This is a genomic window from Streptomyces sp. NPDC001678 (assembly GCF_042892945.1).
Taxonomy (GTDB): domain Bacteria; phylum Actinomycetota; class Actinomycetes; order Streptomycetales; family Streptomycetaceae; genus Streptomyces.
This window is the reverse complement of the sequence record NZ_JBIAUP010000002.1, coordinates 51031-77087: the sequence shown is the minus strand read 5'-3', so window position 1 is coordinate 77087 and position 26057 is coordinate 51031. Positions and strand designations below refer to the sequence as shown.

At 71.5% G+C, this 26057-nt stretch carries 27 protein-coding genes and 1 riboswitch; of the genes, 16 read left to right on the top strand and 11 right to left on the bottom strand.

Annotated features, from left to right (window positions below):
• Positions 1-7: 7 nt before the first annotated feature.
• A complete protein-coding gene (locus ACFYZR_RS03860; RefSeq protein WP_391904574.1) occupies positions 8-859 on the bottom strand; it encodes a helix-turn-helix domain-containing protein in 852 nt (283 codons plus the stop codon).
• Between the two features lie 185 nt (positions 860-1044).
• Here ACFYZR_RS03860 and ACFYZR_RS03855 point away from each other — a divergent pair, with 185 nt between their 5' ends.
• Positions 1045-1530: an ATP-binding protein gene (locus ACFYZR_RS03855; protein WP_391904572.1), complete on the top strand. Its 486-nt coding sequence runs from the start codon at positions 1045-1047 to the stop codon at positions 1528-1530.
• Here ACFYZR_RS03855 and ACFYZR_RS03850 read toward each other — a convergent pair whose 3' ends face one another.
• Positions 1531-2178, bottom strand: coding sequence for a hypothetical protein (locus tag ACFYZR_RS03850; RefSeq protein WP_391904569.1), 648 nt, complete (start codon positions 2176-2178; stop codon positions 1531-1533).
• A gap of 339 nt (positions 2179-2517) precedes the next feature.
• Here ACFYZR_RS03850 and ACFYZR_RS03845 point away from each other — a divergent pair, with 339 nt between their 5' ends.
• The gene (locus ACFYZR_RS03845; protein ID WP_391904566.1) at positions 2518-3831 is read left to right on the top strand and encodes a DUF2993 domain-containing protein; all 1314 of its coding nucleotides are present in this window, start codon (positions 2518-2520) and stop codon (positions 3829-3831) included.
• Positions 3832-3876: 45 nt separating this feature from the next.
• Here the strand turns inward: ACFYZR_RS03845 and ACFYZR_RS03840 are convergent, their stop codons facing one another.
• The 7 genes from ACFYZR_RS03840 to ACFYZR_RS03810 form a co-directional block, all read right to left on the bottom strand.
• Complete coding sequence (locus ACFYZR_RS03840; RefSeq protein WP_391904563.1) at positions 3877-5280, bottom strand: sensor histidine kinase; 1404 nt, start codon at positions 5278-5280, stop codon at positions 3877-3879.
• Positions 5277-6014 carry a response regulator transcription factor gene (locus tag ACFYZR_RS03835; RefSeq protein WP_391904561.1) on the bottom strand — a complete coding sequence of 246 codons (738 nt, stop codon included), beginning with the start codon at positions 6012-6014 and terminating at the stop codon, positions 5277-5279. The genes ACFYZR_RS03840 and ACFYZR_RS03835 overlap by 4 nt, the downstream gene beginning before the upstream one ends.
• Before the next feature lie 73 nt (positions 6015-6087).
• Entirely contained in the window at positions 6088-7110 is a 1023-nt protein-coding gene (locus tag ACFYZR_RS03830) for a S1C family serine protease (protein ID WP_391904559.1), read from the bottom strand.
• A gap of 124 nt (positions 7111-7234) precedes the next feature.
• Positions 7235-8257, bottom strand: coding sequence for a LacI family DNA-binding transcriptional regulator (locus ACFYZR_RS03825; RefSeq protein ID WP_391904556.1), 1023 nt, complete (start codon positions 8255-8257; stop codon positions 7235-7237).
• A gap of 24 nt (positions 8258-8281) precedes the next feature.
• Positions 8282-9127 (bottom strand): response regulator transcription factor, encoded by an 846-nt coding sequence (locus ACFYZR_RS03820; RefSeq protein ID WP_391904553.1) that lies wholly within the window; start codon positions 9125-9127, stop codon positions 8282-8284.
• 495 nt (positions 9128-9622) lie between these two features.
• The gene (locus tag ACFYZR_RS03815; RefSeq protein ID WP_391905978.1) at positions 9623-11521 is read right to left on the bottom strand and encodes an ABC transporter ATP-binding protein; all 1899 of its coding nucleotides are present in this window, start codon (positions 11519-11521) and stop codon (positions 9623-9625) included.
• A gap of 170 nt (positions 11522-11691) precedes the next feature.
• On the bottom strand, positions 11692-13425 hold the full coding sequence (locus ACFYZR_RS03810) for an ABC transporter ATP-binding protein (protein WP_391904550.1): 1734 nt from the start codon (positions 13423-13425) through the stop codon (positions 11692-11694).
• A 145-nt stretch (positions 13426-13570) separates the two neighbouring features.
• On the opposite strand from ACFYZR_RS03810, the gene ACFYZR_RS03805 reads away from it, so the two are divergent.
• The 7 genes from ACFYZR_RS03805 to ACFYZR_RS03775 all read left to right on the top strand — a co-directional run bounded on the left by ACFYZR_RS03805 (position 13571) and on the right by ACFYZR_RS03775 (position 18131).
• The gene (locus tag ACFYZR_RS03805; RefSeq protein WP_391905975.1) at positions 13571-13858 is read left to right on the top strand and encodes a MoaD/ThiS family protein; all 288 of its coding nucleotides are present in this window, start codon (positions 13571-13573) and stop codon (positions 13856-13858) included.
• Positions 13859-13867: 9 nt separating this feature from the next.
• Positions 13868-15196 (top strand): hypothetical protein, encoded by a 1329-nt coding sequence (locus ACFYZR_RS03800; protein WP_391904547.1) that lies wholly within the window; start codon positions 13868-13870, stop codon positions 15194-15196.
• Positions 15197-15439: 243 nt separating this feature from the next.
• Positions 15440-16150, top strand: coding sequence for a DUF2993 domain-containing protein (locus ACFYZR_RS03795; RefSeq protein WP_391904544.1), 711 nt, complete (start codon positions 15440-15442; stop codon positions 16148-16150).
• Positions 16151-16330: 180 nt separating this feature from the next.
• Positions 16331-16411 (top strand): putative leader peptide, encoded by an 81-nt coding sequence (locus tag ACFYZR_RS03790; RefSeq protein ID WP_356454418.1) that lies wholly within the window; start codon positions 16331-16333, stop codon positions 16409-16411.
• A gap of 147 nt (positions 16412-16558) precedes the next feature.
• Entirely contained in the window at positions 16559-17404 is an 846-nt protein-coding gene (locus ACFYZR_RS03785; RefSeq protein WP_391904541.1) for a sulfurtransferase, read from the top strand.
• Between the two features lie 42 nt (positions 17405-17446).
• Positions 17447-17737, top strand: a complete 291-nt coding sequence (locus ACFYZR_RS03780) for a DUF1416 domain-containing protein (RefSeq protein ID WP_391904538.1) — start codon at positions 17447-17449, stop codon at positions 17735-17737.
• Positions 17738-17846: 109 nt separating this feature from the next.
• Entirely contained in the window at positions 17847-18131 is a 285-nt protein-coding gene (locus ACFYZR_RS03775) for a DUF3099 domain-containing protein (RefSeq protein WP_391904535.1), read from the top strand.
• Between the two features lie 7 nt (positions 18132-18138).
• Here ACFYZR_RS03775 and ACFYZR_RS03770 read toward each other — a convergent pair whose 3' ends face one another.
• A complete protein-coding gene (locus ACFYZR_RS03770; RefSeq protein WP_358633118.1) occupies positions 18139-18510 on the bottom strand; it encodes a DsrE family protein in 372 nt (123 codons plus the stop codon).
• A 258-nt stretch (positions 18511-18768) separates the two neighbouring features.
• On the opposite strand from ACFYZR_RS03770, the gene ACFYZR_RS03765 reads away from it, so the two are divergent.
• The 6 genes from ACFYZR_RS03765 to ACFYZR_RS03740 all read left to right on the top strand — a co-directional run bounded on the left by ACFYZR_RS03765 (position 18769) and on the right by ACFYZR_RS03740 (position 23976).
• Positions 18769-19368: an FABP family protein gene (locus ACFYZR_RS03765; protein ID WP_391904532.1), complete on the top strand. Its 600-nt coding sequence runs from the start codon at positions 18769-18771 to the stop codon at positions 19366-19368.
• Positions 19358-19491: riboswitch (cobalamin riboswitch) on the top strand. Its footprint overlaps the gene before it by 11 nt.
• 188 nt (positions 19492-19679) lie before the next feature.
• Positions 19680-20702, top strand: coding sequence for a FecCD family ABC transporter permease (locus ACFYZR_RS03760; RefSeq protein ID WP_391905972.1), 1023 nt, complete (start codon positions 19680-19682; stop codon positions 20700-20702).
• Positions 20702-21469, top strand: a complete 768-nt coding sequence (locus tag ACFYZR_RS03755; RefSeq protein WP_391904529.1) for an ABC transporter ATP-binding protein — start codon at positions 20702-20704, stop codon at positions 21467-21469. The genes ACFYZR_RS03760 and ACFYZR_RS03755 overlap by 1 nt, the downstream gene beginning before the upstream one ends.
• Positions 21470-21496: 27 nt before the next feature.
• Positions 21497-22528 carry an ABC transporter substrate-binding protein gene (locus ACFYZR_RS03750; protein ID WP_391904526.1) on the top strand — a complete coding sequence of 344 codons (1032 nt, stop codon included), beginning with the start codon at positions 21497-21499 and terminating at the stop codon, positions 22526-22528.
• Between the two features lie 19 nt (positions 22529-22547).
• Complete coding sequence (locus ACFYZR_RS03745; protein WP_391904523.1) at positions 22548-22985, top strand: Fur family transcriptional regulator; 438 nt, start codon at positions 22548-22550, stop codon at positions 22983-22985.
• A gap of 10 nt (positions 22986-22995) precedes the next feature.
• Positions 22996-23976, top strand: coding sequence for a YgfZ/GcvT domain-containing protein (locus tag ACFYZR_RS03740; RefSeq protein WP_391904520.1), 981 nt, complete (start codon positions 22996-22998; stop codon positions 23974-23976).
• A 280-nt stretch (positions 23977-24256) separates the two neighbouring features.
• Here the strand turns inward: ACFYZR_RS03740 and ACFYZR_RS03735 are convergent, their stop codons facing one another.
• Positions 24257-25492: an MFS transporter gene (locus ACFYZR_RS03735; protein ID WP_391905969.1), complete on the bottom strand. Its 1236-nt coding sequence runs from the start codon at positions 25490-25492 to the stop codon at positions 24257-24259.
• 106 nt (positions 25493-25598) lie between these two features.
• Here ACFYZR_RS03735 and ACFYZR_RS03730 point away from each other — a divergent pair, with 106 nt between their 5' ends.
• The gene (locus ACFYZR_RS03730) at positions 25599-25976 is read left to right on the top strand and encodes an ArsR/SmtB family transcription factor (protein WP_391904518.1); all 378 of its coding nucleotides are present in this window, start codon (positions 25599-25601) and stop codon (positions 25974-25976) included.
• Positions 25977-26057 lie beyond the last annotated feature (81 nt).

Below are 26057 nucleotides of genomic sequence, written 5' to 3'. Positions count from 1 at the left end.
ATCACCCTCACATTCCTTGCAAGAGGCCGTGGATGAAGTCCCGTGACCTGACCGGGTCAAGAGAGCCTGCCTCCATCCGTTCCACGACAGCCCTGTACCTTGCCAGCTCGGCCTCCGCGTCGAGGAACTGGATGTCCCAAGCGACATCGAGCTGCACGGTGTCGAGCTGTGACACTGCCCCATGCACATAGTCGATCGACTGCCCCGTTCCTGGGAACGTCCCTTGCCCGAACGGAATCACTCGAATGTCGACGTTTTCCATCTCGCTCATCTCGATCAGGTGCTTGAGCTGCGCCTGCGCGGTAGCCGGACCGCCGAAGCCCATGCGCAGAGCGGCCTCGTGGATGATCGCCGTGTACGGGATCGGATTGTCACCGTAGAGGATCGCCTGCCGCTTCATCCGGTGGGACAGGCGATGTTCCACCTCATACGCACGCATCGGCGGGGCCGCCTCTCGGATCACCGCACGAGCATGGTCAACCGTCTGCAGGAGACCGGGAACATGGCTGACCAACGCGACGTGAAGGCCACGGGCGTGGTGTTCCAGCTCGGCCAAATCCGCGAAACTGGCCGGGAGATGCTCGCGGTACTCGTCCCACCACCCCCGCGTGCGCCCGCCCGTCATGTCGGCCAACGCGTCGGTGAGCTTGTCGTCGCCGCATGAATAGGCGCGGGCCATAGCCCGCACCCGGTCGGCGCTCACCGCGTGGCGGCCCGCCTCGATCATGCTCATGCGCGCCTGCTGAAAGCCGAAGCGCGCTGCGGCGGCTGTTGACGAAAGTCCGGCGCGCTCGCGGAGCTTGCGCAGCTCGGCGCCCAGGCGTCGTTGCCTGAGTGTAGGTGGGTGGCTCGGTGGCATGGCGCCCACTGTAGGGCCGACGCCAGGGGTGCCCTGTCACCCACACGAGGGGGATTTCGTAGCTCTACGAGCGAACCGGTGTTAGCCCTATGGGCGCAGGCCCTACCGTCTCATCAAGCCACTCCCAACGCGGCCCGCCGCGAACGCGGAAGCGCGCGCGGCAGCGATGACCGTAAGGAGCCACTATGGCAACCGTATCGCCGGAGACCCCCTGGTCCTACTCGCTCCCCCTCCCCCACGACCCGCGCTCAGCGCGGATCGCCCGGATCACACTCCGCAGCGCGGTGGAAAGTCATGGCATGGACGAACTCGCCGAAGTCACCGAGCTGGTGGTGAGCGAGCTCGTGACGAACTCGTACCTCTACTCGGACGGGCCGACCGAGGTACGGCTGAAGTACGTGGCCGACGACCGGCTCCGGATCAGCGTCTGGGACCGGAATCCGGAGGTCCCGGCGGCGTTCGAGCGGCCCGTTCGGCTCGGCAAGGGGCGGATCCCGGAGATCGACCTGGAGGCGAGCCGAGGTAGGGGCCTACGGGTCGTGCGGCTCTGCGCCGACAACTGGGGCAGCTGGTCGGCCAGCGCGGCGTACATGGGGTTGCACGGGAAGCTCCTGTGGTGCGAGGTGAGCCCGTCGTCCGTGCCGTTCGCTCTCGCCGCAACAGCGGCATAGTCACTGCGCGTTGATGACGCTACGGCAAGAGCCGAACGCATCGCCGTTCTTCACCGACCCCTCCCCGAACGCTGTGTTCAGCGCTGCCGCGAACTGCGGGGTGACGCTCAGAGCGATGGTGAACGGGATGGTGACCTTGGGCGTCGGCATCAGCTCCAGCTGTGGTGACAGCGGCCCCGACGGGACGTAGGTGAAGGCCGGGGTACGTGTGCCGGACGGGTCGGCGGGGGTTTTGACGAGGAACGTCAGTACGCCCTGGAGAAGGTTCTCGGCGCTGCTGGGGATCTCGGGGTCTGATGCCTCGATCATGTTCCCCGCCCCGTCCCGCAGCGAGAATCCGCCTTTCGCCTCACCGGTGATGGTGATCGCGCGTGTCAGAGCGGCCGCATCCGCGACGAGCGAGGGGAGATCCCCCTCGCCCGCGATCTCGACCCTCCCCGTGCCGTCCGTCGTGGCGAAGGAGCCCGGCGCGGCGCCCGGTGTCAGCGGGGCGAAGGCGACTCCCGGCTTCCGCCAGGAGACGGCGCACTCACCCCTCGCACCCTCGGTCGTGAGGGAGACGGGGTCGGGCACGAACGCGGCCCACCCCGTGACCGCGGCGCCGGTGAGCGCGGCGGCCGCCAGGGCGACCACAGCCTTCCGGTTCACGGGGCGACGCCTCCTCGGGCTTGGGCTCGGACCACGCTGGCATCCTCGCCCCAGCGGGAATCACGCGCATCCGCCCGCCGCCGTTGGGATGACCGCTGTCCGAGTCATCCGGTCTTGCACATGTCGCGTGGTCGTCGCGACTCCCCCGAGCCCGTGCCATGAGATCACGCTAGAGGCCTTTACAGGCCACCGGGAAAAGCCGCGGCGCAACGGCCGGAAACCGCCCCGAGATCTGCGCGTATTCGTGCTAAGACTCGCGTTCGAACAACCCGCCAAGAATGCGCCAGTACTGGCGGTAGCCCTTGCGGTCACCGGCCTCGGCCATGGTGGGATGTGTCGATGCGAACCCCCACGCGCATACCCGCCCGTCCCCCCAACCCCTACGAGGAACTGGCGGCACTCGCGGATCCCGAGCCACCGCCCGAACCACCGCCGTACGACGAACCACCCGAACCGCCCCTCATATCCGCCGGCCCCCACGCCGGCACGAACGCCTATGTTTCCGCCGGTCCCGGCGGCGAGCAGCCGTGGGCCCCGCCCGGCCACCGCCGCGCCAAGCGCCGCGGAAGCCGCCGCGCCCGCCGTCGGCCCCGCGCCCGGTCCCGGCAGCGGTGGACCCCCAGTCCCCTCCGCTTCCTCCGCCGCGTCGTCAAGCTCCTCCTCTTCCTCACCGCCGGCGCCGCCCTCCTCTTCCTCGCCGACCGCTGCGCCGCGATGTACGCGGAGAAGAAGGCCCAGCAGCAGCTCCAGAGCGCCCTGCACCTGACGGCCGAACCCCAGGTCGACATCAAGGGGTTCCCGTTCCTCACCCAAGTGGCCGCCAAGCGCCTCGACCGGGTCGACGTCACCGTCCCCCACGTCGCCGCCGACCGCGTGACGCTGGCGCGGGTACGGGCGAGCGCCCGTGACATCCGGCTCACCGGCAGCCTGCCGACCGCCATCCGGGGTGCCGTCATCGGCGACCTCGACGGTGAGGTCCTGCTGGCCTTCGCCGACATGGACCGGGAGCTCGGCGCCTCCCAGGTCAGATTCCGCGACCTCGGCGGGAACGCGATCGGCGCCCGGGGCCGGCTGAGCGTCGCCGGGCAGGAGCTGGTCGTCCAGGCACAGGCCCATCTGCGCCGGGACGGCGGGCGGGGCGTCACCACCGAGATCGACGGGATGAGCCTCGACCTCCCCCACGTGGCCACCTACCGCCCCGGCGGCCAGGGCCCTGGCGACCGCAGGAGTCTCGTCCTGCACCGCGAGGCCGCCGAGCGGATCGCCAAGGACGCCGCCCGGGTGAAGGCCCTGTTCTCCGTCCCGGCGATCGTCGAACGGCTCGGCGTGCCGGAGGAGGCGGTGGAGGCCGCGCTGGGCAGCGAGGAGAAGTTGCGGGAGGTGGCGGGGACGCCCCGGTTCGTCGACGGGCTCACCCGGCTCAACCTCGTCGACGTACTCGTCGACCACCCGTGGCTGCTCGAGAAGCTCGGCATCGATCCCGGGCTGCTCAGCGCGCTGACGCGGCTCCAGCCGCCCGAGCTCGCGGACCGGTTCTCCTTTTCCTTCAGGCTTCCGCCGGAGGCGGCGCGCCTGCGGCTGCGCGACCTGACGGTTGGGCCCGATGGCATCCGCGCCGAGCTGTCGGCTACCGAGCTCGCCGTTGGCAGATAGCCCCTGCGGGCCGGTGGGGGCTGGTCGCGCAGTTCCCCGCGCCCCTTACGGGGCGTGCGGCGGTTCCGTCGCCGCGCCCGGCAGTCTTACGCTCGCCACCGTGCCGCCGCCCTCGGCAGCCCGTAGGGCCACCTCGCCGCCCGCCTGCCGGATCGTCCGGGCGACGATCGACAGGCCCAGGCCGCTGCCCGGCATGCCGCGCGCGGACGGGGAGCGCCAGAACCGGTCGAAGACGTGCGGGAGTTCCTCGGCCGGAATGCCGGGGCCGTGGTCGCGGACGGTCAGTTCGCCCTTCACCAGACGGACCTCGATCACACCACCCCTGGGGCTGAACTTCACTGCGTTGTCGAGGAGGTTGACCACCGCCCGCTCCAGCGCGGCCGGCTCGGCGCGGACGAACCACGGGTCGAGCTCGGCATCGATGGTGAGCCCGGCGCCGCCGGCCCGTAGCCGGGCGCGCTCGACGGCCCGTCCGGCGGCCTCGTGGAGGGCGACGACCTGGAGCGGTCCGCTGTTCTCCGGGCCGTCCGGGCGGGAGAGTTCCTGGAGGTCACCGATGAGCTCGGCGAGCTCCGTCATCTGCGCCTTGACGCTCGCGAGCAGCGCCTTCCGGTCCTCCGGGGGGATCGCCCGGCCGGTCTCCTCGCTCCGCACGAGCAGATCGATGTTGGTGCGCAGCGAGGTCAGCGGTGTGCGCAGCTCGTGCCCGGCGTCGGCGATGAGCTGCTGCTGGCGGTCGCGGGAGGAGGCGAGCGCCTCGGTCATGGAGTTGAACGAGCGCGACAGGCGGGCGATCTCGTCCTCGCCCTCGACGGGGATGCGTACGGCGAGGTCGTCCGTGCGGGCGATGTGCTCGACGGCGTCCGTCAGCCGGTCCACCGGTCGCAGCGCGGCGCGGGCGATCCACAGGCCGGCGGTGGCGGCCAGCACCACGCCCACTCCGGCCGTGAGCACCAGGACCAGGGCGAGGGAGTTGAGGGGCTTGTCGGTCTCGCTCAGCGGCTGGGCGATGGAGACGGCCGTGTTGGGGAGCTGGTCGCTGCGGTACGTCGAGACGCGCATCTCGTTGCCGTCGGTCGCGACGCTGTCGTGCAGGGCCTCCTCCAGCCGGCCGTCGGCGACGGCCAGGTCGGCGGCGGTGACCTTGATGGGGGACTTGCCGGGCATCGTGCAGACCACGCCAGTGGCCGTGACGACCTGCACGGTGTACGAGCCGGGGGCCGGGGGCAGGCCGGGCGGATTGGCGCCGCAGCTGCGGACCAGGGCCTGCACCGACCGTTCGTCGAGGCGCTTGCTGGTCAGGGTGGTGTCGCGTTCGCTGCCGAGTTGTTCCTTGGTGACGAACCAGCAGGCCCACGCCGCCAGTGCCACCGCCACCGCGCAGGCGCCGGCCGTCAGCAGTGCCAGCCGGGAGCGCAGTGGGAGCCCGCGGAATCTGGTCGCGATCATTCCGTGCCGCCGTCGGCCCGCAGGACGTACCCCACCCCGCGGACGGTGTGCACGAGCCTCGGCTCTCCGCCGGCCTCGGTCTTGCGGCGCAGGTACATCACGTACACGTCGAGGGAGTTGGACGACGGCTCGAATTCAAACCCCCAGACGGACTTGAGGATCTGCTCCCGGGTGAGCACCTGACGGGGGTGGGTCAGGAACAGTTCCAGCAGGGTGAATTCGGTCCGGGTCAGCTCCACGCGCCGTTCGCCCCGGGTCACCTCGCGCGTGGCGAGGTCCATGCGCAGCTCGCCGAAGGACAGCGTCTGCGAGTCGGCGTCCGCGGGCGCGGCGGTCGTGGCGTAGGAGCTGCGGCGCAGCAGGGCGCGGATGCGGGCCAGCAGCTCGTCGAGCTCGAAGGGCTTGACGAGGTAGTCGTCGGCTCCGGCGTCGAGGCCGGTGACGCGGTCGCCGACCGTGTCGCGGGCGGTCAGCATCAGGATGGGTACGGTCACTCCGGAGGCGCGCATCCGCCGGGCGGCCGTCAGGCCGTCCATGCGGGGCATCAGCACGTCGAGCACGATCATGTCGGGTTGGTGGGCGGCGACCCGCTCGACCGCGTCCAGTCCGTCGACGGCCAGCTCGGTCGCATAGCCCTCGAAGGCGAGGCTGCGGCGCAGCGCCTCGCGCACGGCGGGCTCGTCGTCCACGATCAGGATGCGGGCGGGCGTCTCGCCGTGCTCGGCGGGGCTCATCGGCGGTACCTCACGGTTGTCACTGGGCGGCAAGGGGTTCGTCTCTCCTCAGCCTCGCACGCCCTGCGGTTTCTCAGGCGCCACTGCCGCCCGCTCGCAGCTTGGCCAGGTCGGCCTTGACCGTGTTGACGGGGATGGCGAACCCGAGGCCCACGCTGCCGGCGGTGTCACTGGAGCCCGCGTTGTACATGGCGGAGTTGATCCCGATGATCTCGCCGTTCATGTTGATGAGGGCGCCGCCGGAGTTGCCGGGGTTGAGGGAGGCATCGGTCTGGATGGCCTTGTACGTGGTCTTGGAGGAGCCGGTGTCGCCGTTGTACTGGTTGCCGCCGAACTCGAACGGCCACTGCGGGAGGCCGCGCTGCTGCTGACGCTGCTGGTCCTGGCCGCCGCCGCTCTGCCCCTGTTCCTTGGCGACGGTCACGTCGCGGTTGAGGGCGGAGACGATGCCGCTGGTCACGGTGCCGGTCAGGCCCTCGGGGGAGCCGATGGCGACGACCTGGTCGCCGACCCTGAGCTTGCCGGAGTCGCCGAGCTTGGCGGCCTTGAGGCCCTTGGCGTCCTGGATCTTGATGAGGGCGAGGTCCTTGCCGGGGTCGGTGCCGACGACCTTGGCGGTCTTGGACGTGCCGTCGCTGAGGGTGACCTTGACCTCGTCGGCGCCGGCGACGACGTGGTTGTTGGTGATCACTTCACCGTCGCCGGTGATGATCACGCCGGAGCCGGTGGACTGGCCGGAGGCGGTCGTCGCCTTGATCTCCACGATGCTGGGGCTGACGGCGCCCGCGACGGCCGAGACGCCGGTGCCCTTGAGGGAGACGTTCTGGACGGACGTGGACTGGCCGCTGTCCCCGCGCCCGCCGGTCAGCTCCCCGACCAGGGCCGCCGACCCGCCGCCGACCACGGCCGCGACGATCGCGGCGGCGGCGAGCAGCGCGATCGGGCGCTTGGCGCGGGTGCGGTGGGATGCGGGGTAGGACGGGGTGGGCACCTCCGGCCCCGCCGGGGCACCGAACTGGGCGTACGGGGCGTACGCCGGGGGCGCGGGGTACTGGCCAGGGTCCTGGGGGCCGCCGGGGCGGGGGGTTTCCGTCATGGGTATGACTGTGCTCCGCCATCATGAGAGGAGTCTGAGGACGGGCTGAGAAGGGGTGCAGAACCCTGTTCACCCGGCATAAGGACGCCGCCCCGCGCCGGGGGCCCGGGGACGGAGTCCCCGGTCAGCCACAGCCGCAGGAGCGGCGGATCACCAGGCGGGACGGGAACTGCTTCAGGCGCTCGCGCCGCGAGCCCGCGAAGCGGAGGCCGTCGTCGAGGACGAGGTCGACCGCCGAGCGGGCCATCGCCTGGCGGTCGGAGGCGACGGTGGTGAGCGGCGGGTCCGTCAGCGCCGCTTCCTTCACGTCGTCGAACGCCGCCACCGCCAGCTCCCCCGGCACGTCGATGCGCAGCTCGCGGGCGGCCCGCAGCACGCCGATGGCCTGGTCGTCGGTGGCGCACATCAGGGCCGGCGGCCGGTCGGGGCGGGAGAGGAGCTCCAGGGCGACCTTGTACGCGTCGTAGCGGTTGTAGGGGGCCGGGAAGAGCCGGCCCTCCAGGGACAGCCCGGCCTCGCGCATGGCGCGCCGCCAGCCCTCGACGTGGTCGGTGACGGGGTCGCCCACGGCCGGCGTCGACTCCGTGCCGCCGAGGCAGGCGACGTACGGGTGGCCGTGCTCCAGGAGGTGGCGCGTGGCGAGCTGGGCGCCGCCGATGTCGTCGGTCACGACGGCCACGTCGTCGATCGCGTCGGGCCGGCGGTGCATCAGGACGATCCGGGCGTCCCAGGCGTCGATCTCCATGGCGGCGGTCTCGCTGGGGCCCTGGCTGATCAGGATCAGGCCGGAGACGCGCATGCCCAGGAAGGCGCGCAGGTAGTGCACTTCGCGCTCGTCGAGGTAGTCGGAGTTCCCGACGAGGACCATCTTCCCGCGCTCGGCCGCCGCCTGCTCGACCGCGTGCGCCATCTCCGCGAAGAAGGGCTGGCGCGCGTCCGGGACGATCAGGCCTATGAGGTCCGTCCGTCGTGACGCCATCGCCTGGGCGACCCGGTCGGGCCGGTACCCCAGCTCCTTGATCGCGGCCAGCACTCGCTCCCGCGTCGCCGGTGCCACCGGGCGCGGTCCATTGTTGATGACGTAGCTGACGACCGCGGTCGACGTCCCCGCAAGTCTCGCCACATCGTCCCGCGTCACCTTGGCCACGCGCGGCAGTCTACGCGGGTCCACCTACCGTTTCACCGGGCGAACGGCCTCGGTTCGGTCACTGAGGGAGGCGTTGCGCGAACCGTCCCGCGCCCCGTCCCGTGAGCCGTTCCTCGAGCCGTTCGGCGAGGAAGGGCCCGAGGACTCGGCCCTGTCCTTCTCCGCCCTGTCCTTCTCCGCCTTCTCCGCCTTCTCCAGCTTCTCCGGCAGCACGAACCGGTAGCCCACGTTCCGGACGGTGCCGATCAAGGACTCGTGCTCGGGGCCCAGCTTGGCGCGCAGCCGCCGGACGTGGACGTCCACCGTGCGCGTACCACCGAAGTAGTCGTAGCCCCAGACCTCTTGGAGGAGCTGGGCGCGGGTGAAGACCCGGCCGGGGTGCTGGGCGAGGTATTTGAGCAGCTCGAATTCCTTGAAGGTCAGGTCCAGGACCCGGCCCTTGAGCTTGGCGCTGTAGGTGGCCTCGTCCACGGAGAGGTCGCCGGTGCGGATCTCCATCGGGCTGTCGTCCATGGAGATCTGCTGGCGGCCCATGGCCAGCCGCAGCCGCGCCTCGACCTCGGCGGGGCCCGCCGTGTCGAGGAGGACGTCGTCGACGCCCCAGTCGGCGGTGACGGCGGCGAGGCCGCCCTCGGTGACGACGAGGAGCAGCGGACAGCCCGGCCCGGTGGAGCGCAGCAGCTGGCAGAGGCTGCGGACGTGGGGCAGGTCGCGGCGGCCGTCGATCAGTATGACGTCGGCCCCGGGGGTGTCCACGAGGGCCGGGCCCTCGGCGGGGGCCACCCGCACGCTGTGCAGCAGCAGACCGAGCGCCGGCAGCACCTCGGTCGAGGGCTGGAGGGCATTGGTCAGGAGGAGCAGGGAGCTCATCGGCAACCACCCGCCCGGGTCCTCGTACGGCTCGTACGACCCGTCGGGGTCGCGCTCTCTTGTCGTGCGCGTTCTTGTCGTGCGCTTCGCTCGCCCATTACGTCGGTTCCTCCTCGGTCCCTGCGAGGACGGTTGGGGCACTGCTCGTCGTCCGAATGCACAAAAGGACCCGGGGGCCACTCTGCCCGGATCCTCTCTGCGCAGCAGAATAACCCACCCGACTTTCGACGGCGCGGACGATTTTGCATGAGCTTGTGTTTCGTCGGTCACTTCGAGTGGTCATCGCATCGCACTCTTGACAGCGGACGGCAGTGGGGCGGCGTCCGGCGCGGCGGTCGCGGGACGGAGCGTCCCGCACCGTCCAGTCTCGCGCACCCACCGGCCGGCGGACGGCCGGATGGGGGTGTGCTGCGGCACGGAGGGCGCACGGAAGCACGCGCCGGGGTACGCGCCGTCGCGACGGCGCGTACCCCGGTACCGATACGCCGGACGGCCCTACGCCTCCGCGACCGGCTCCGCGAACTGCGCCTCGTACAGCCGGGCGTACGCCCCGCCCGTCGCCAGCAGCGAGTCGTGGGTGCCCTGCTCCACGATGCGGCCGGACTCCATCACCAGGATCACGTCCGCGTCCCGGATGGTGGAGAGCCGGTGGGCGATCACAAAGCTGGTGCGCCCGGAGCGCAGCCGGCCCATGGCCTGCTGGATCAGTACCTCGGTGCGGGTGTCGACGGAGCTGGTGGCCTCGTCGAGGACGAGGATCTCCGGCTCGGCGAGGAAGGCCCGCGCGATGGTGATCAGCTGCTTCTCGCCGACGCTGACGTTGGAGCCCTCCTCGTCTATCACCGTTTCGTAGCCGTCGGGCAGCGTACGGACGAAGCGGTCGACGTGGGTGGCCTTCGCCGCCTCCACGATCTTGTCCATGGAGACGCCCTCGGGGGCGCCGTAGGCGATGTTCTCCGCGATCGTGCCGCCGAAGAGCCAGGTGTCCTGGAGGACCATGCCGATGTGGGAGCGCAGCTCCTCCCGGGACATCTCGGCGACGTCGACGCCGTCGAGCGTGATGCGGCCGCCGTTGACCTCGTAGAAGCGCATCAGCAGATTGACCATCGTGGTCTTGCCTGCGCCGGTCGGGCCGACGATGGCGACGGTCTGGCCGGGCCGGACCGTCAGCGACAGGTCCTCGATGAGGGGACGGTCGGCCTCGTAGCGGAAGGAGACCTTCTCGAAGGCGACCTCGCCGCGCACCCGGTCCGGACGGCGCGCGTCCACCGGGTCGGCGGACTGCTCCTCCGCGTCCAGCAGCTCGAAGACGCGCTCGGCCGAGGCCACACCGGACTGGACCAGGTTGGCCATGGAGGCCACCTGGGTCAGCGGCTGGCTGAACTGGCGCGAGTACTGCACGAACGCCTGGACGTCACCGATCGACAGCGAACCGGTCGCCACGCGCAGACCGCCGACCACGGCGACGAGCACGTAGTTGAGGTTGCCGATGAACATCATCGCCGGCTGGATCAGGCCCGAGATGAACTGCGCCTTGAACCCGGCCTCGTAGAGCTCGTCGTTCTCCTTGCGGAAGGTCTCGGCGGACTCCTTCTGGCGGCCGAAGACCTTCACCAGCGAGTGGCCGGTGTACATCTCCTCGATGTGGGCGTTGAGCTTGCCCGTGGACTTCCACTGCGCCACGAACTGCGGCTGCGCCCGCTTGCCGATGCGGGTGGCCACGATGATCGAGACCGGCACGGTCACCAGGGCGACCAGGGCCAGCAGCCAGGAGATCCAGAACATCATCGCCAGCACGCCGACGATCGTCAGCAGGGAGGCCATGATCTGGCTGAGGGTCTGCTGGAGGGTCTGCGCGATGTTGTCGATGTCGTTGGTGGCCCGGGAGAGGACCTCGCCGCGCTGCTGCTTGTCGAAGTAGCTCAGCGGCAGCCGGCCGAGCTTCTCCTCGACCTCCTCGCGCAGCCGGAACACGGCCTTCTGGACGACGTTCGTGGCGATGCGGGCCTGGACGAGCTGGAAGAGGGACGAGCCCACGTAGATCAGCGTCACCCACAGCAGCACCGTGCCGATGGCGCCGTAGTCGATGCCCTGGCCCGGGACGAAGTCCACGCCGGAGAGCACGTCGGCGATCTTGCCGTTGCCCTGCTGCCGCATCCGGTCCAGGGCCTCGGCCTTGGTGGCGCCGCCCGGCATCTGGGCGCCGACGACACCGGCGAAGATCAGGTCGGTGGCGTGGCCGAGGACCTTGGGGCCGACGACGGCCAGCGCCACGCTGGCCACGCCGAGCGCCAGCGCGACGGAGACGACCGCCCGCTCGGGGCGCAGCCGGGCGAGGAGGCGGCGGCCCGAGCCGGTGAAGTCCATGGACTTCTCGGTGGGCTGGCCGCCCATGAAGCGGGCTATGCCGACAGCGGGCGCGGGGCCTCTGCGCTGGGGGGCGGCGGGACCGCCCCCGGGCTTGCCACCCGGGCCGCCGGGGTTTCCGTCCGGGCCGCCGGGTTTTCCGTCCGGGCCGCCGGCGGCCGCCTCGGTGGGCTTCGCGGCGGGCTTCTCGAGGGACGTCACGCCGCCTCCTCCTCGGTGAGCTGGGAGAGCACGATCTCCCGGTAGGTCTCGTTCGTCCCCATCAGTTCGGTATGGGTGCCCGTGCCGACGACCCGGCCCTCGTCGAGGACCACGATGCGGTCGGCGTCGCGGATGGTCGACACCCGCTGCGCGACGATCACCACCGTCGCGTCCCCGGTCTCCCGCGACAGCGCGGCCCTCAGCCGGGCGTCCGTCGCGTAGTCGAGGGCGGAGAAGGAGTCGTCGAAGAGGTAGATCTCCGGCTTGCGGACCAGGGCCCGCGCGATCGCCAGGCGCTGCCGCTGACCGCCGGAGACATTGGTGCCGCCCTGGGCGATCGGCGCCTCCAGCATCCCGTCCATGGCCGCGACGAACTCACGGGCCTGCGCGGTCTCCAGCGCCTGCCACAGCTCCTCGTCGGTCGCGTCGGGGCGCCCGTAGCGCAGGTTCGAAGCGACGGTGCCGGAGAACAGGTACGGCTTCTGGGGGACGAGCCCCACGGCCGCCGACATCGCGGCCGGCTCCAGCTCCCGTACGTCCACGCCGTCGACGAGGACGGCGCCCCCGGTGGCGTCGAACAGCCGTGGGACGAGACCCAGCAGGGTCGACTTGCCACTGCCCGTGGAGCCGATGACGGCCGTGATCTCGCCGGGCCGGGCCACCAGGGAGACGTCCCGGAGGACCGGCTCCTCGGCGCCCGGGTAGCCGAACTCCACCGCGCGCAGCTCCAGGTGACCGCGCCCCCGCAGCTCGGTCACCGGGACGGCGGGCGGTGCCACGCTGGACTCGGTGGTCAGGACTTCCTGGATGCGCTCGGCGCAGACCTCGGCACGCGGCACCATCATGAACATAAAGGTGGCCATCATGATCGCCATCAGGATCTGCATCAGATAGCTGATGAACGCCGTGAGCGCGCCGATCTCCATGCCGCCGTCACCGATGCGGTGGCCGCCGAACCAGACGACGGCGACCGAGGACAGGTTCACGACCAGCATCACGGACGGGAACATCAGCGACATCAGCCGGCCCGCGCGCAGCGAGACGTCCATCAGCTCGGTGTTGGCGTTCCGGAATCGTTTCCGCTCGTGGTCGTCGCGGACGAACGCGCGGATGACGCGGATGCCCGCGATCTGCTCGCGCAGCACCCGGTTGACCGTGTCGATACGGGCCTGCACCCCGCGGAACACCGGCCGCATCCGCCAGATGATCACGCTCACGATGGCCGCCAGGACCGGGACGATCACCAGCAGCAGCGAGGACAGCGGCACGTCCTGCTGGACGGCCAGGACGATGCCGCCCGCGCACATGATCGGCGCCGACACCATCAGCGTGAACGCCATCAGGGTCAGCATCTGGACCTGCTGGACGTCATTGGTGGTGCGGGTGATCAGCGAGGGCGCCCCGAACTGCCCCATCTCGCGCGCGGAGAAGGACTGGACCCGGTCGAAGACCGCGGCGCGCAGGTCCCGGCCGACCGCCATGGCCGTCCGGGCGCCGTAGTACACCGCGCCGACGGCGCAGACGATCTGCGCGAGGGTCACGGCGAGCATCAGCCCGCCGGTGCTCAGGATGTATCCGGTATCTCCTTTGACGACACCCTTGTCGATAATGTCCGCGTTGAGATTGGGGAGGTAGAGAGTGGCGAGGGTCTGAACGAGCTGCAAGAGCACGATCAGCGCGATCGCTCCGGTATAGGGCCGCAAAGACGACCGTAGAAGTCGCACCAACACACAAGAAGCCTATGCGAGCACCTCTCGATGGGGCCTCTCCTTTACCGGGCGGGGACATGCCGGGCCCGGCACCCGTCATCATGGAGGCGGCAAGAAACCGAAAGGGGTCGCCGTGGCGACGACACACACGGCTCGTCCGGCATCACTGCCGGCACAGCCGGGGCCGCCGGAACCTCCGGCCGGCACGATCCGGTACTGGGCCGCGGCCAAGGCCGCCGCGGGCACGGCCGAGGAGCCGTACGCCGCGCGCACGCTCGCGGACGCGCTGGTCGCGGCCCGGCGGACGCACGAAGCGGCGCCGGAGTTCGCGCGGGTGCTCACGCGCTGCTCGTTCCTCGTGAACGGTGACCCCGTCGGCACGCGCGACCACTCGACGGTCCGACTGACCGAGGGCGGCACGGTCGAGGTGCTCCCGCCCTTCGCAGGAGGGTGACCCGGCAGCATGAGCGAACAGCACCACCGCAATCCCCATGACCGGTACGACCAGCACGGGCAGTACCCGCAATACCCGCAGTACGAGCAGCCGCAGGGCTACGGGTCGTACGGCAACGGGCCGGACGGGCAGACCGACGGCCGGGCCGACGGCTCGGCGTACGGCTACGGCCACGGCCACAGCTACGACGGCCAGCAGGCGCAGCACGCGCAGCACCCGCATGCGGCGCAGCACCAGCAGCCCGCCGCGTGGCCGCAGGCGCGGCAGGACTACCAGCAGCACGACGAGCCGCACACCCAGACCTGGCAGACCCAGACCTGGGAGACCCACACCTGGCAGGAGCCGCTCGACGAGGGCCGGGATCACGCTCCCGCGGCCCCGGCCACGCCCGCGCCCGTGCCCGCGTCCTCGTCCTCGTACGACGCGTCGTGGGCGACGGGCGGCGGCGAGGGCGCGGCGTCCTGGGACCGGCAGCAGCCGTCCGGCTACGAGCCCGCCGGGGCCGGGGCGCTGCCGGTGCCCCGCCCGGAGGGCGTGGTCGCGACGGCGGCGCCGATCGCCGGCGAGGTGGCCGAGCGGCCGATGACGGCGGCCGAGAAGGCGAAGGCCGAGGGCCGCCCGCAGATCGTGTCGCCCGGTCTCCAGCCGGCGCTGATCACCGCCGTGCTCGCCGGGCTGCTGGCCGCCGCGGCGCCGCTGGCGCGGCCCGCGCTGGCCGTGCCCGTGGTGCTGCTCCAGGCGGTGACGGCGGCGGGCTGGTTCCGGCTGAACGGCATGTGGCCCGCCCGGCAGGGCATCGCGCTGGCCTTCCTCGGCGGCGTGGTCGCCGACATCGGCCTGCTGGCCACCGACACGGCCAAGGCGCCGACGGTCCTCCTGGGCACCCTCGGCGTATGGATCCTGCTGGTCGTCGTCCTCCAGCTGCGCAGCCACGCCTCGCCGGACGAGCGGCTCTACGGGCTGACGGCGGCCACCGCCTCGACGGCCCTGGCCGTCATGGCGGGCGGCCACCTGGCGGCCGACCCGGACGCGGTGGTGATCGGCGCGCTCGGCGTGGCCGCGGCCGTCCTGGCCCGCGCCCTGCCGCTGCCCTCGGTCGCCGCCCCCGTCGTCGCGCTGATCGCCGCGACGGGCGCGGGCATCGCGGGCGGCCAGCTGACCGGCTTCGGCCCGTCGGCCGCGCTGCTCGGCCTGGCGGCCGGCGTCTGCGCCCTGGCCGGTCTGCGGGTCGCCAGCTACGACTACCCGTCCCGCTTCGTCCACCTGACGGCGGGCGTGGCGCTGCCGCTCGCGCTGGCCGCGCCGGCGGTTTATGTCCTGGGCCGCGCCCTGGGGTAGCACCCCCGGACCGCGCTCCGCGCGGTGTCCTCGAACGCCGGACGGGCTGACCATGTCAGCCCGTCCGGCGTTCGAGGACCGGGGGTCCGGGGGCGGAGCCCCTGGAAGAAACGGTGAAAGGGCGGGGCCGGGGCAAGAACCCCCAAACGGTTACAGACCGGTGACACCCATCCCCGCATCCACCGCCCCCACCCGGTTAGGCTCACGGGAAAGCCTGACCGAGAGTGGGGGACGAACGAACCGATGCGCGCGATACGCAGGCTCCTGATCGTCGCCATAATCCTGGCGGCCCTGTTCGTCGGCGCCGACCGAGCGGCCGTCTACTTCGCCGAGAACCAGGTCGCCGACAAGATCCGCAGCTCCCAGGGCCTCTCCGGCACCCCGGACGTCTCCATCAAGGGATTCCCCTTCCTCACCCAGGTCGCGAGCTCGCGGCTCGACGAGGTCGAGATCAAGCTCTCCGGTGGCGTCACCGCCGGCGCGGGCGACCGCTCCATCACGGTGAGCGGCTTCGACGCCACCCTGCACGACGTCCGCGTCGACAGCAGCTACACCTCCGCCACCGCCGGCCGCGCGAGCGGCACCGCGCACCTCACCTACGCGGAGCTGACCAAGGCCACCGGCGACCCCGACGCGACCGTCGGCTACGGCGGCAAGGAGGCCACCGGCGGCAACCAGGTGAAGGTCTCCGGCAAGGTCACCGTCATGGGCCAGACGTCGCAGCAGAGCGTGATCTCCACCGTGACGGTCGTGAACGGCGACACCGTGCGCGTCCGGGCGAACGAGGTTCCCGCGCAGGGCATCCCCGGCCTGGAGCGGAAGATCCGCGAGAAGACCGACTTCGACCGGAAGATCACGGGCCTGCCCAAGGGCCTCAAGCTCGACACGGTCGTCGCGACGCCGAACGGCATCGACATCACCCTCACCGGCACCGACGTCAACCTGGCGGGCTGAGACCACCGTCCACGGTACGAGACGCCCCCGTCCGCACATCAGTCCACGTAAGCCCGTGGAAGGGCCGGACGGGGGCCGCCGGGCCTTCCGTGAAGATTTCGGTCCCAGCATGCGGAATTCTTTGTCTCATTATCCGGCACCCCGGTGACAGGGCTCCCGCCCCTCCCTACGATCCCCCTTATGAAGCGACAGGCGGATCTCACCAAGCGGCGGGCAGTGGACCTGTGCCGCGTTGCCGCCATGCTGTGTCGCCGTGTCTGACGGGGCCCGCTCAACCCGCTTATCGGACCCCTTTCGGCCCCCGGGCCGCCTCCCCGCATCACCGCACCATCCGCCGGGCGGTGCCGCAGTCACACCCTCGCGCACCGCCCCCGCCGGCATACCGCAACCGCCCCGGAGGAGATCAGCATGAGCCGCAGTGACGTCCTGGTGGACGCCGACTGGGTCCAGGCCCGCATCGACGAAGCCCACCCCAAGACCGTCATCGTCGAGGTGGACGAGGACACGTCCGCGTACGACAAGAACCACATCAAGACCGCCATCCGGATCGACTGGAAGACCGACCTCCAGGACCCGGTCCGCCGCGACTTCGTCGACCAGGCCGGCTTCGAGAAGCTGCTGTCCGAGAAGGGCATCGCCAACGACGACACCGTCGTCCTCTACGGCGGCAACAACAACTGGTTCGCGTCCTACGCCTACTGGTACTTCAAGCTCTACGGCCACCAGGACGTGAAGCTCCTCGACGGCGGCCGCAAGAAGTGGGAGCTCGACTCCCGCGACCTCGTCGCCGAGGTGCCCAAGCGCCCGCAGACCGACTACCGGGCGCAGCCGCAGGACCTGTCCATCCGCGCCTTCCGCGACGACGTCGTGGCCGCCATCGGCGAGCTCAACCTCGTCGACGTGCGCTCCCCCGACGAGTTCAGCGGCAAGCTGCTCGCCCCGGCGCACCTCCCGCAGGAGCAGTCGCAGCGCCCGGGCCACGTCCCGACCGCGCGCAACATCCCGTGGTCGAAGTCGGCCAACGACGACGGCACGTTCAAGTCCGACGAAGAGCTCACGGAGCTCTACCGGGGCGCGGGCGTGGACCTCGGCAAGGACACCATCGCCTACTGCCGCATCGGCGAGCGCTCGGCGCACACCTGGTTCGTCCTCCACGAGCTGCTCGGGCAGCAGAACGTCCGCAACTACGACGGCTCCTGGACCGAGTACGGCTCCCTGGTCGGCGTGCCGATCGCGCTCGGCACCGACAACTGAGCCCCCGGGCCAAGCACCCCGCGCCAACGGAAAGGAACACACATGTGTGGAGCGAAAGCAGGCGGCCCCGACGCCTCGACCGTCAAGGCCGGTGAGACCACCATCCAGGGCTCGGTGACCCGCGACGGCGAGCCCGTCACCGGCTACGTCCGGCTCCTGGACTCGACCGGCGAGTTCACGGCGGAGGTGCCCACGTCCGCGACCGGACAGTTCCGCTTCTACGCGGCCGAGGGCACGTGGACGGTCCGCGCGCTCGTCCCGGGCGCCACGGCCGACCGCACGGTCGTGCTCACCGAGAAGGGCGCGCTGGCGGAGGTCGCCATCGCCGTCTGAGCGGGTCGTGAAGACCGCACCGGACTCGAAGGGCCGCACCCCGGGGTTGGACGCCTTGTGGGGGGTGCGGCCCTTCGCGCGGACCGGCCCGCGGTCGTACCGTTGAGAGGTGCTCGCCAGGCGTAAGCACCTCTACTTCGCCATGATGGGGACCTGCATCTTCCTCTTCGTCATGGCATGGGCCGTCGTGCGCCTGTGGTCGGTGCCCGCCGCCGTGGGGCTGTGCCTCTTCGCCATGGTCATCCCGCCCGTCGCGGCCATCGTCGCGAACCGGCGGGGGCCCGACGACCGCTGGTGGGACGATCCGTCGGGCGACCCGAAGTCGGACGAGTGGTGGGACGAGCTGGACGGCAAGCGCCGCCAGGGCCCGCGCGACCCCTGGGGCCGGGACTAGTGCGGGGTCAGTAGACGAGCGCCTGCGTGCCGTCCGCCATCGCCTCGCTGACGAACACCTGCGCGCCCGCGATCCGGGCGCCCTCGATCAGGTCCTTCTCCTCGATGTCCCGCCGCGCCGCGCACTGTGTGCACAGCGTGATCATGCCGCCCCCGGCGAGGATCCCGTCGATGAGGTCCGGCAGCGGCGCCGCGTGCGGCAGCTCGAACTCCGCGGCGCGCCCGGGCAGCGCGAACCACGACGACTCCCCCGTCAGCCACAGCGACACCTCGACGCCGCTGGCCACGGCCACGGCGGCCACCGTGAACGCCTGCGAGCACCGCTCGGGCGCGTCCGCGCCCGCCGTCACCTTGATCACGAGCTTCTTCGCGTTCGCCATACCGGTCACTCTAGGACGGCGGGAGGGCCGACCTCACAGCGCCGTCCCCGAGGCGGCCGACTAGACTCCTGTCCGGTCCGTACCGACATAGATCTCCACTCCGACCGAGGAGCGCGCTCGTGCTTGAAGGCTTCTTCACCACCCTGCTGGTACTGGTCGCCGTCGGCGTCATGGCCTTCGCGGGCCTGACCTGGAAGAAGCTGTACCAGGGCCAGCGCTGACCCCCTTCGTCCGCCCGCCTACAGATCGCCTGAGCTCATGATCGAGATTCCGTCCGACCTTCACCCCGACCTGGTCCCCCTGGCGTTCCTCCTCGGCACGTGGGAGGGCGCGGGCGTCCACGACTTCCCCGGCGCCGAGAAGTGCAACTTCGGGCAGGAAGTCGTCTTCAGCCACGACGGCCGGGACTTCCTCGAGTACGTCTCGCGCTCCTGGGTGCTGGACGACGCCGGCAAGCCGGTCAAGCCGCTGGAGACCGAGACCGGCTACTGGCGGATCGACAAGAACCGCAAGGTCGAGATCGTCATGATCCGCGACGCCGGTGTCGTCGAGGTCTGGTACGGCGAGCTGGCCGACCAGAAGCCGCAGATCGACATCGCCACGGACGCCGTCGCGCGGACCGCCGCCTCCGGCCCGTACTCGGGCGGCAAGCGCCTGTACGGCTACGTCAAGGGCGACCTGATGTGGGTCGGCGAGAAGGCCACCCCCGAGGTGCCGCTGCGCCCGTACATGTCGGCGCAGCTGAAGAAGGTCCCGGCGGACCTCCAGGACTGGGCGCGCAACCTGCCCGACGACCTGCCGGACGGCGTCTCCTTCTTCAACCCCGACGGCACGCCGTACAAGCCCGAGGAAAAGTAACCTCTTTCGCGCCCCGCGGGGGAAGCCGGTCGAAGTCCGGCGCTGACCCGCAACGGTAGGTGCGAGGCCCCTCGAAGGGGCCTCGCACAAGCCCGATCGCCCGCGGCGGCGCGGTTCCCAGCACACTCGCCGTGGACTGCGAGGGGACACCCGTACGCGCGGACGCGTCGCATCGTCACGTATCCGCGGGCGGAGCCACGGCCCGAGGCGAAGGCGAACCGCCCGTGTCGACAGATCTCCCGGCCGTCGCGCGCCGAACGGCCGGACCGGGGCCCGGCAGGCCGCGCCCCGCACCCCGCGGGCCGCTCCCCCTGCCACCCCTCCTGGCCGCCCTCTGCGCCGCTCTCCTCGTCTCCCTGCTGTGCTGTGTGGCGCTCGGCGCGTCCGGCGTCGGCTGGGGCGGGACGATGCGCCATCTGTGGGCGGGTCTGAGCGGCGGGACCATCGCCCCGGACGAGGTCCCGGCGTACACGATCGTCTGGGAGCTGCGCTTCCCGCGCGCCCTGCTGGCCGCCGTCGTCGGCGCGGGGCTGTCCGCCATCGGGGTGGGCGTGCAGGCGATGGTGCGCAACGCCCTCGCCGATCCCTTCGTCCTCGGCATCTCCTCCGGCGCCGCCGTGGGCGCCAACGCCGTGCTGCTCTTCGGGGCGCTGGGCTCGCTCGGGGTGTGGGCGCTGTCCGGTGCCGCGTTCGCCTCCGCGCTGGCCGCGATGGCGCTCGTCTACGCCGCGGCGCGCACCCGGCACGGGCTGACGCCGCTGCGGCTGGTGCTGACCGGCAGCGCGATGTACTACGGCTTCTCCGCGATCACCACGCTGATGGTGTTCAGCGCCGACCGGGGCGAGGCGGCGCGCTCGGCGATGATGTGGCTGCTGGGCGGTCTGGGCGGGGCCACCTGGTCGTCCGTGCCGATCGCGGCGGCCGTGGTGCTGGCCGGGACCGGGTATCTGCTGTGGTCGGCGCCGCGGCTGAACGCGCTGGCCATGGGCGACGAGACCGCCGCCACGCTGGGTGTGGACGCCGAGCGGCTGCGGCGGGTGCTGTTCGTGGTGACGGCCGCGGTCACCGGGGCCGTCGTGGCCGTCAGCGGCGCGATCGGCTTCGTCGGGCTGATGGTCCCGCACGTCACCCGCATGCTCGTCGGCGCCGACCACCGCCGGGTGCTGGCCGTGGCGCCGCTCATGGGCGCGGTGCTCCTGCTGTGGGTGGACGTCGTCTCCCGGCTGCTGCTGGCGCCGGTGGAGCTGCCGGTCGGGGTGATCACCGCGCTGATCGGGGTGCCCTGCTTCGTGCTGCTGATGCGGCGGCGCGGCTATGTCTTCGGGGGGTCGTGATGCGGGTCGACATCGAGGGGCTCGCGGTCGACATCGCGGACGCGCGGCTGGTGGAGGACATCGCGCTGAGGGCGGACAGCGGGCAGTTCGTGGGGCTGGTGGGGCCGAACGGCAGCGGCAAGTCCACGCTGCTGCGCTGCGTCTACCGGGCGTTGCGGCCTGCCGCCGGGCGGGTGCTGCTGGACGGCGACGATCTCCACGCGCTCACCGCCCGCGAGGGGGCGCGGCGGCTGGCGGCGCTGCCGCAGGAGTCGGGCAGCGAGTTCGACTTCACGGCCTCCGAGGTCGTGGCCATGGGCCGACTGCCGCACCGGGGTCCGGGCGGCCGGGCCACGGCGGCGGACGCCGAGGTGTGCGCGGCGGCGCTGGCGCGAGTGGGCGCCTCGCACCTGGCCGGGCGGGGCTTCCTGTCGCTGTCCGGGGGCGAGAAGCAGCGGGTGCTGATCGCGCGGGCGCTGGCCCAGGAGCCGCGGGTGCTCGTCCTGGACGAGCCGACGAACCACCTGGACATCGCCCAGCAGCTGGAGGTCCTGTCGCTGGTGCGTGCGTCGGGGGTGACGGTGCTGGCAGCGCTGCACGACCTCAATCTCGCCGCCGGGTACTGCGACGCGCTGTACGTCGTCGCCGGCGGGCGGATCGTCGCTTCCGGCCCGCCGCACTCCGTGCTGACCGCCGAACTGCTGGCCGAGGTCTTCGGCGTACGGGCGCACCGTGTGCCGCACCCGGTCTCCGGCGCCCCGCAGCTGCTCTTCGACCGCCTCCCGTAAGGACCGTAAGGACCGTAAGGACCTCTCATGCGAACCGCCCGCATCACTCTCGCCGTCCTCACCGCCATCACTCTCACGAGCTGTGGCGCCAAGGTTTCGGACGCTCCCGACGGCAAACGGCTGAAAGCGGCACCGGGCAACCACTACCCGGTGACGATCTCCAACTGTGGTGTGAGGACGACGTACGACAAGGCGCCGGAGCGCGTGGTGACCAACGACGTCGGGATAGCCGAGATCATGTTCGCGCTGGGCCTGGAGGACCACATGGCCGGCTATGTGGCGCCCGACTACCGCACCAGCAGGGACGACAACGGTGCGGCGCCCTGGAAGAGCGGCTACGACAAGGTGAAGTGGCTGTCGAAGAAGGAGATCAACAAGGAGCTCGTCCTCGACGCCAGGGCGGATCTGGTCTTCGCGGGCTGGAACTACGGCTTCGGCGAGGGCAACGGCTTCACCCCGGAGGCGCTGAAGAAGGTCGGCGTGGGCTCGTACGTCCTCACCGAGTCCTGCCACAACGGCGGCACGGGCACCTCGCGCGGGGTGATGCCGCCGCTGGAGGCGCTCTACACCGACCTGGAGACGCTCGGGAAGGTCTTCGACGTCGAGGACCGGGCGCGAAAGCTCGTCGACGGCTTCAAGAAGCAGGTCGCCGATGCCCAGGCTGCGGTGCCGAAGGACGGGCGGGCGCCGCGGGTCTTCCTCTACGACGACGGCAAGGACAAGCCGCTGACCGCCGGGGCCTTCGCCGGGCCGCACGACATCATCACCAAGGCCGGCGGCGACCACGTGATGAAGGACCTCAAGGACTCCTGGGTGACGGTCGGCTGGGAGACGGTCGTCGAGCGCGACCCCGAGGTCATCGTGATCAACAACTACGGGAACGTCGGCGCGGAGGAGAAGAAGAAGTTCCTGATGTCCTACCCGCCGCTCGCGGGCGTCTCGGCCGTCAAGAACGACCGCATCTTCGTCCTCGACTACGTCGATCTCGTAGAGAGCCCCCGCAATCCGTCGGCGATCGCCGCGCTCGCCGGGTACCTGAAGGGGGTACGAGGCGCCTGACGCTGCCTAGACTGGGAGCGTGGTGGACACCGACTGGCAGAGCGACCTCCGTAAGCGCGGCTACCGGCTGACCCCGCAGCGCCAGCTCGTCCTGGAGGCCGTCGACCGGCTCGAACACGCGACGCCGGACGACATCCTCACCGAGGTCCGCAGGACCGCGGGCGGGGTGAACATCTCGACGGTCTACCGGACGCTGGAGCTGCTGGAGGAGTTGGGGCTGGTCAGCCATGCCCATCTCGGGCACGGGGCGCCGACCTACCACCTCGCCGACCGGCACGACCACATACACCTCGTGTGCCGGGACTGCACGGACGTCATCGAGGCCGATCTGTCGGTCGCCGCGGACTTCACGGCCAAGCTCCGCGACACCTTCGGCTTCGAGACGGACATGAAGCACTTCGCGATCTTCGGCCGGTGCGCCGGCTGCTCCTCGAAGGCGCCGGACCCCGCGCCGTAGGCTTGGTCCCATGCTGCGTCATTCGAAGAGCCCGCTGCTGTCGCTGCCCGGCGCCGTCCCCGCCGAGGGGCCCGACGAAGGGGTCGCCGCGCACTACGGCGACCTGTTCCGCGAACAGCGCGCGCTCGCCGGCGGGACCGGATTCGTGGACCTCTCGCACCGGGAGGTCCTCACCGTCACCGGCCCCGACCGGCTGAGCTGGCTGCACCTGCTCGTCACCCAGCACGTGAGCGAGCTCCCGGCGGGGCAGGCCACCGAGGCCCTGATCCTCTCCCCGCACGGCCACATCGAGCACGCCCTGTATCTGGTCGACGACGGCGAGACGACCTGGATGCACGTGGAGCCCGGCACGCGGGAGGCGCTCATCGCCTACCTGGAGAGCATGAAGTTCTTCTACAAGGTCGAGGTCACCGACCGGACGGACGACATCGCGGTGGTCCACCTGCCGGCCGGCTCGATCGCGGAGACGCCCGAGGGCGTCGTGGCCCGCGAGACCTCCCACGGCCGGGACGTCTTCCTGCCGCGCGCCTCGCTGACGGACTTCGCCGCCGGGTACGGTCCGGCGGCGGGCGTCCTCGCCTACGAGGCCCTGCGCGTCGAGGCCCACCGCCCCCGGCTCGGCCTGGAGACCGACCACCGGACGATCCCCCACGAGCTGGGCCTCATCGGCGTGGCCGTCCACCTCCAGAAGGGCTGCTACCGCGGCCAGGAGACGGTGGCCCGCGTCCACAACCTGGGGAAGCCGCCGCGCCGCCTGGTCTTCCTCCACCTCGACGGCAGCGAGGTGGTTCTGCCGGCCCACGGCGCGCCCGTCCGCCTGGCCTCCGACGGCCCCGAGGGCCGTCAGATCGGCTTCGTCACGACGTCGGCCCGCCACTACGAGCAGGGCCCGATCGCCCTGGCCCTGGTGAAGCGGAACGTCCCGGTGGACGCGCCCCTGCTCGTGGGCGAGGGAACGGCGGCGGCGCAGGAGGTCGTGGTCGAACCGTAACGCCGTGCGGCTGGGCTTCGGCGGGGGTGGGTGCCCTGGCCGGTGGGCGAGCGCGGTCGGCGGGCGAGCGCCGCTGGTGGGTGAGCGCCGGTCCCGCCCTTTCCCCGCTTCCTGGGGGGCAAGGCCCCCAGCCCCCCGCCCAGCCCGCTGGGCGGGCGCAGGGCCCGGCAGGCACAAGACCTGGCCCCCGCCCGGTCCCGGGGCGAAGCCCCCGGGGCGCGGGCGTGGGGGCCGGGGCGGCAGCCCCGGGAAACGGGGAAAGGGCGGGGCTGGGGAACTCTCACCCGCGGGACCGCCCACGCCGCCCCCCGAGCACGACCACCCCGCCCCCCGCCACCGCCAAGACAGCAAGCACCACCGCGAACGTCGTCGCCCCGCCCGTCAGCCCGATCCCGTCGCTCAGGTAGCCCGCCGCGACGGGAAGGGCGCCGGCCGGGAGGTAACCGCCGACGTTCAGGGCGGCGTTGGCCTCGGCGAGGCGGTCGCCGGGGACGGTGGAGTTCAGCAGGGAGAGCCCGCCGAGCTGGCCCATGCCCTGACCCGCGCCGACGAGGATCGCGGCGGCGGCCAGAAGGACGACGGACGAGGACCACACGGCGGCCATGAGGGCCGCCATGCCCGCGACGACACCCCCCGCCCCGCCCAGCAGGATCGCCCGCACCCGCAGCCCCTTCACCGCGAACTGCACCCCCGTGGCGGCGAGGAACATCACGAAGGCCATCGCGCCCGCGACCACACGGCTGGTGGTGCCCAGCAGACCGGACAACAGCGACGGACCGAGCGAGAGCACGAAGGACGTCGACGTGATGCCGGGGGCGAACACCGCGATCCCGAGCAGCAACTGACGCCCGTTGCCCCGCGGCACCTTGGGCAGCCGGATCCACGCACCCCCGCCCGCAGCCGCAGCGGCGGACGGCCGGGGCACCGGCATCCGCAGCACGGTCACGAACGCCAGGACCAGCAACACGATCTCGACCAGGAAGACGGTCACGGTCGGGCCCGGCAGCGTCTCGGAGAGCACGCCGGCCAGCAGCGGCCCCACGCCCGCACCCAGCACCATCGCGCAGGACGCCAGCAGCGCGCCGAGGCGCTTGCGGTCGGGGCCGGCCACGTCCGTCACCGCCGCCATGCCCGCGGAGACCACCGCCCCGACCGCGATACCCGCGAACAGCCGGGCCACCATCAGCGCGACCACCGACGTGGCCGTGGCGAAGACCCCGCAGGCCAGCACCGCGAGCCCCAGCGCCGGGAGCAGCACCGGCTTGCGGCCGACCCGGTCGGAGACCACACCCGACACCAGCAACGAGCCGATGAGGCCCACGATGTAGCAGGCGAAGACGACGGTCATCGTGCCCTTGGAGAAGCCGATGTCGCGTTGCCACAGCCCGTACAGCGGTGTCGCCGCGTTGGAGAGGACGAAAACCGCTGTGACCGGCCAGGCCGCCAGCCAGATCCACCGGGCTGGTGCGACAACAGGGGCAGCAACCGCCGCCTCCACGGGCGCAGGACGAGTGATGGTCACAGGGGTCCCCCTTGACGAGCTCCAGTACGAGTCGAGTCGAACCTAGCATGCAGTACGATCGAAGTCGTACAAGAAAGCGGCACGCTGCGAGGGAGCGGTCATGACGTCAACAGCCGGAACCGGCACGGTCATCAAGGTCCTGCCCGCCCCCGACGACCTGCCGGAGCCCCTCCCGGAGCCGGCGGTCGACGAGATCCGGCTGGAGGCGGTGATGGGCGCGCTCAGCGACCCCCTGCGTATGGGGATCGTCCGCAAACTCCTCCTGGAGTCGGAGCGGTTCGACCACCCGTGCGGCTGGTTCGGGCTGGACCGCCCCAAGTCCTCGCTCACCCACCACTTCAAGGCCCTGCGCGAGGCGGGCGTCACGCGTCAGCGGCAGTACGGGCTGGAGCGCCGCAGCCACGTCCGCGTCGACGACCTCGACGCCCGCTTCCCCGGCCTGCTCGCCCTGGTCGCCGCCTGGACGCCCACGCCCTGACCGGCGCCCGACGCCGACGCCGGCGCCCGACGGACGGCGACCTGCGGCGACCTGCGGCGACCTGCGGCGGACAACGGACGG

Bases quoted from the DNA above. Each gene is read 5' to 3' on its own strand.
- ACFYZR_RS03790 (WP_356454418.1), top strand. From the start codon at position 16,331: ATGAAGCGACAGGCGGATCTCACCAAGCGGCGGGCAGTGGACCTGTGC.
- ACFYZR_RS03740 (WP_391904520.1), top strand. From the start codon at position 22,996: ATGCTGCGTCATTCGAAGAGCCCGCTGCTGTCGCTGCCCGGCGCCGTC.
- ACFYZR_RS03845 (WP_391904566.1), top strand. From the start codon at position 2,518: ATGCGAACCCCCACGCGCATACCCGCCCGTCCCCCCAACCCCTACGAG.
- ACFYZR_RS03765 (WP_391904532.1), top strand. From the start codon at position 18,769: ATGATCGAGATTCCGTCCGACCTTCACCCCGACCTGGTCCCCCTGGCG.
- ACFYZR_RS03800 (WP_391904547.1), top strand. From the start codon at position 13,868: ATGAGCGAACAGCACCACCGCAATCCCCATGACCGGTACGACCAGCAC.
- ACFYZR_RS03795 (WP_391904544.1), top strand. From the start codon at position 15,440: ATGCGCGCGATACGCAGGCTCCTGATCGTCGCCATAATCCTGGCGGCC.
- ACFYZR_RS03820 (WP_391904553.1), bottom strand. From the start codon at position 9,127: ATGAGCTCCCTGCTCCTCCTGACCAATGCCCTCCAGCCCTCGACCGAG.
- ACFYZR_RS03855 (WP_391904572.1), top strand. From the start codon at position 1,045: ATGGCAACCGTATCGCCGGAGACCCCCTGGTCCTACTCGCTCCCCCTC.
- ACFYZR_RS03830 (WP_391904559.1), bottom strand. From the start codon at position 7,110: ATGACGGAAACCCCCCGCCCCGGCGGCCCCCAGGACCCTGGCCAGTAC.
- ACFYZR_RS03750 (WP_391904526.1), top strand. From the start codon at position 21,497: ATGCGAACCGCCCGCATCACTCTCGCCGTCCTCACCGCCATCACTCTC.
- ACFYZR_RS03815 (WP_391905978.1), bottom strand. From the start codon at position 11,521: ATGGGCGGCCAGCCCACCGAGAAGTCCATGGACTTCACCGGCTCGGGC.
- ACFYZR_RS03860 (WP_391904574.1), bottom strand. From the start codon at position 859: ATGCCACCGAGCCACCCACCTACACTCAGGCAACGACGCCTGGGCGCC.
- ACFYZR_RS03785 (WP_391904541.1), top strand. From the start codon at position 16,559: ATGAGCCGCAGTGACGTCCTGGTGGACGCCGACTGGGTCCAGGCCCGC.
- ACFYZR_RS03755 (WP_391904529.1), top strand. From the start codon at position 20,702: ATGCGGGTCGACATCGAGGGGCTCGCGGTCGACATCGCGGACGCGCGG.
- ACFYZR_RS03780 (WP_391904538.1), top strand. From the start codon at position 17,447: ATGTGTGGAGCGAAAGCAGGCGGCCCCGACGCCTCGACCGTCAAGGCC.
- ACFYZR_RS03835 (WP_391904561.1), bottom strand. From the start codon at position 6,014: ATGAGCCCCGCCGAGCACGGCGAGACGCCCGCCCGCATCCTGATCGTG.
- ACFYZR_RS03770 (WP_358633118.1), bottom strand. From the start codon at position 18,510: ATGGCGAACGCGAAGAAGCTCGTGATCAAGGTGACGGCGGGCGCGGAC.
- ACFYZR_RS03840 (WP_391904563.1), bottom strand. From the start codon at position 5,280: ATGATCGCGACCAGATTCCGCGGGCTCCCACTGCGCTCCCGGCTGGCA.
- ACFYZR_RS03730 (WP_391904518.1), top strand. From the start codon at position 25,599: ATGACGTCAACAGCCGGAACCGGCACGGTCATCAAGGTCCTGCCCGCC.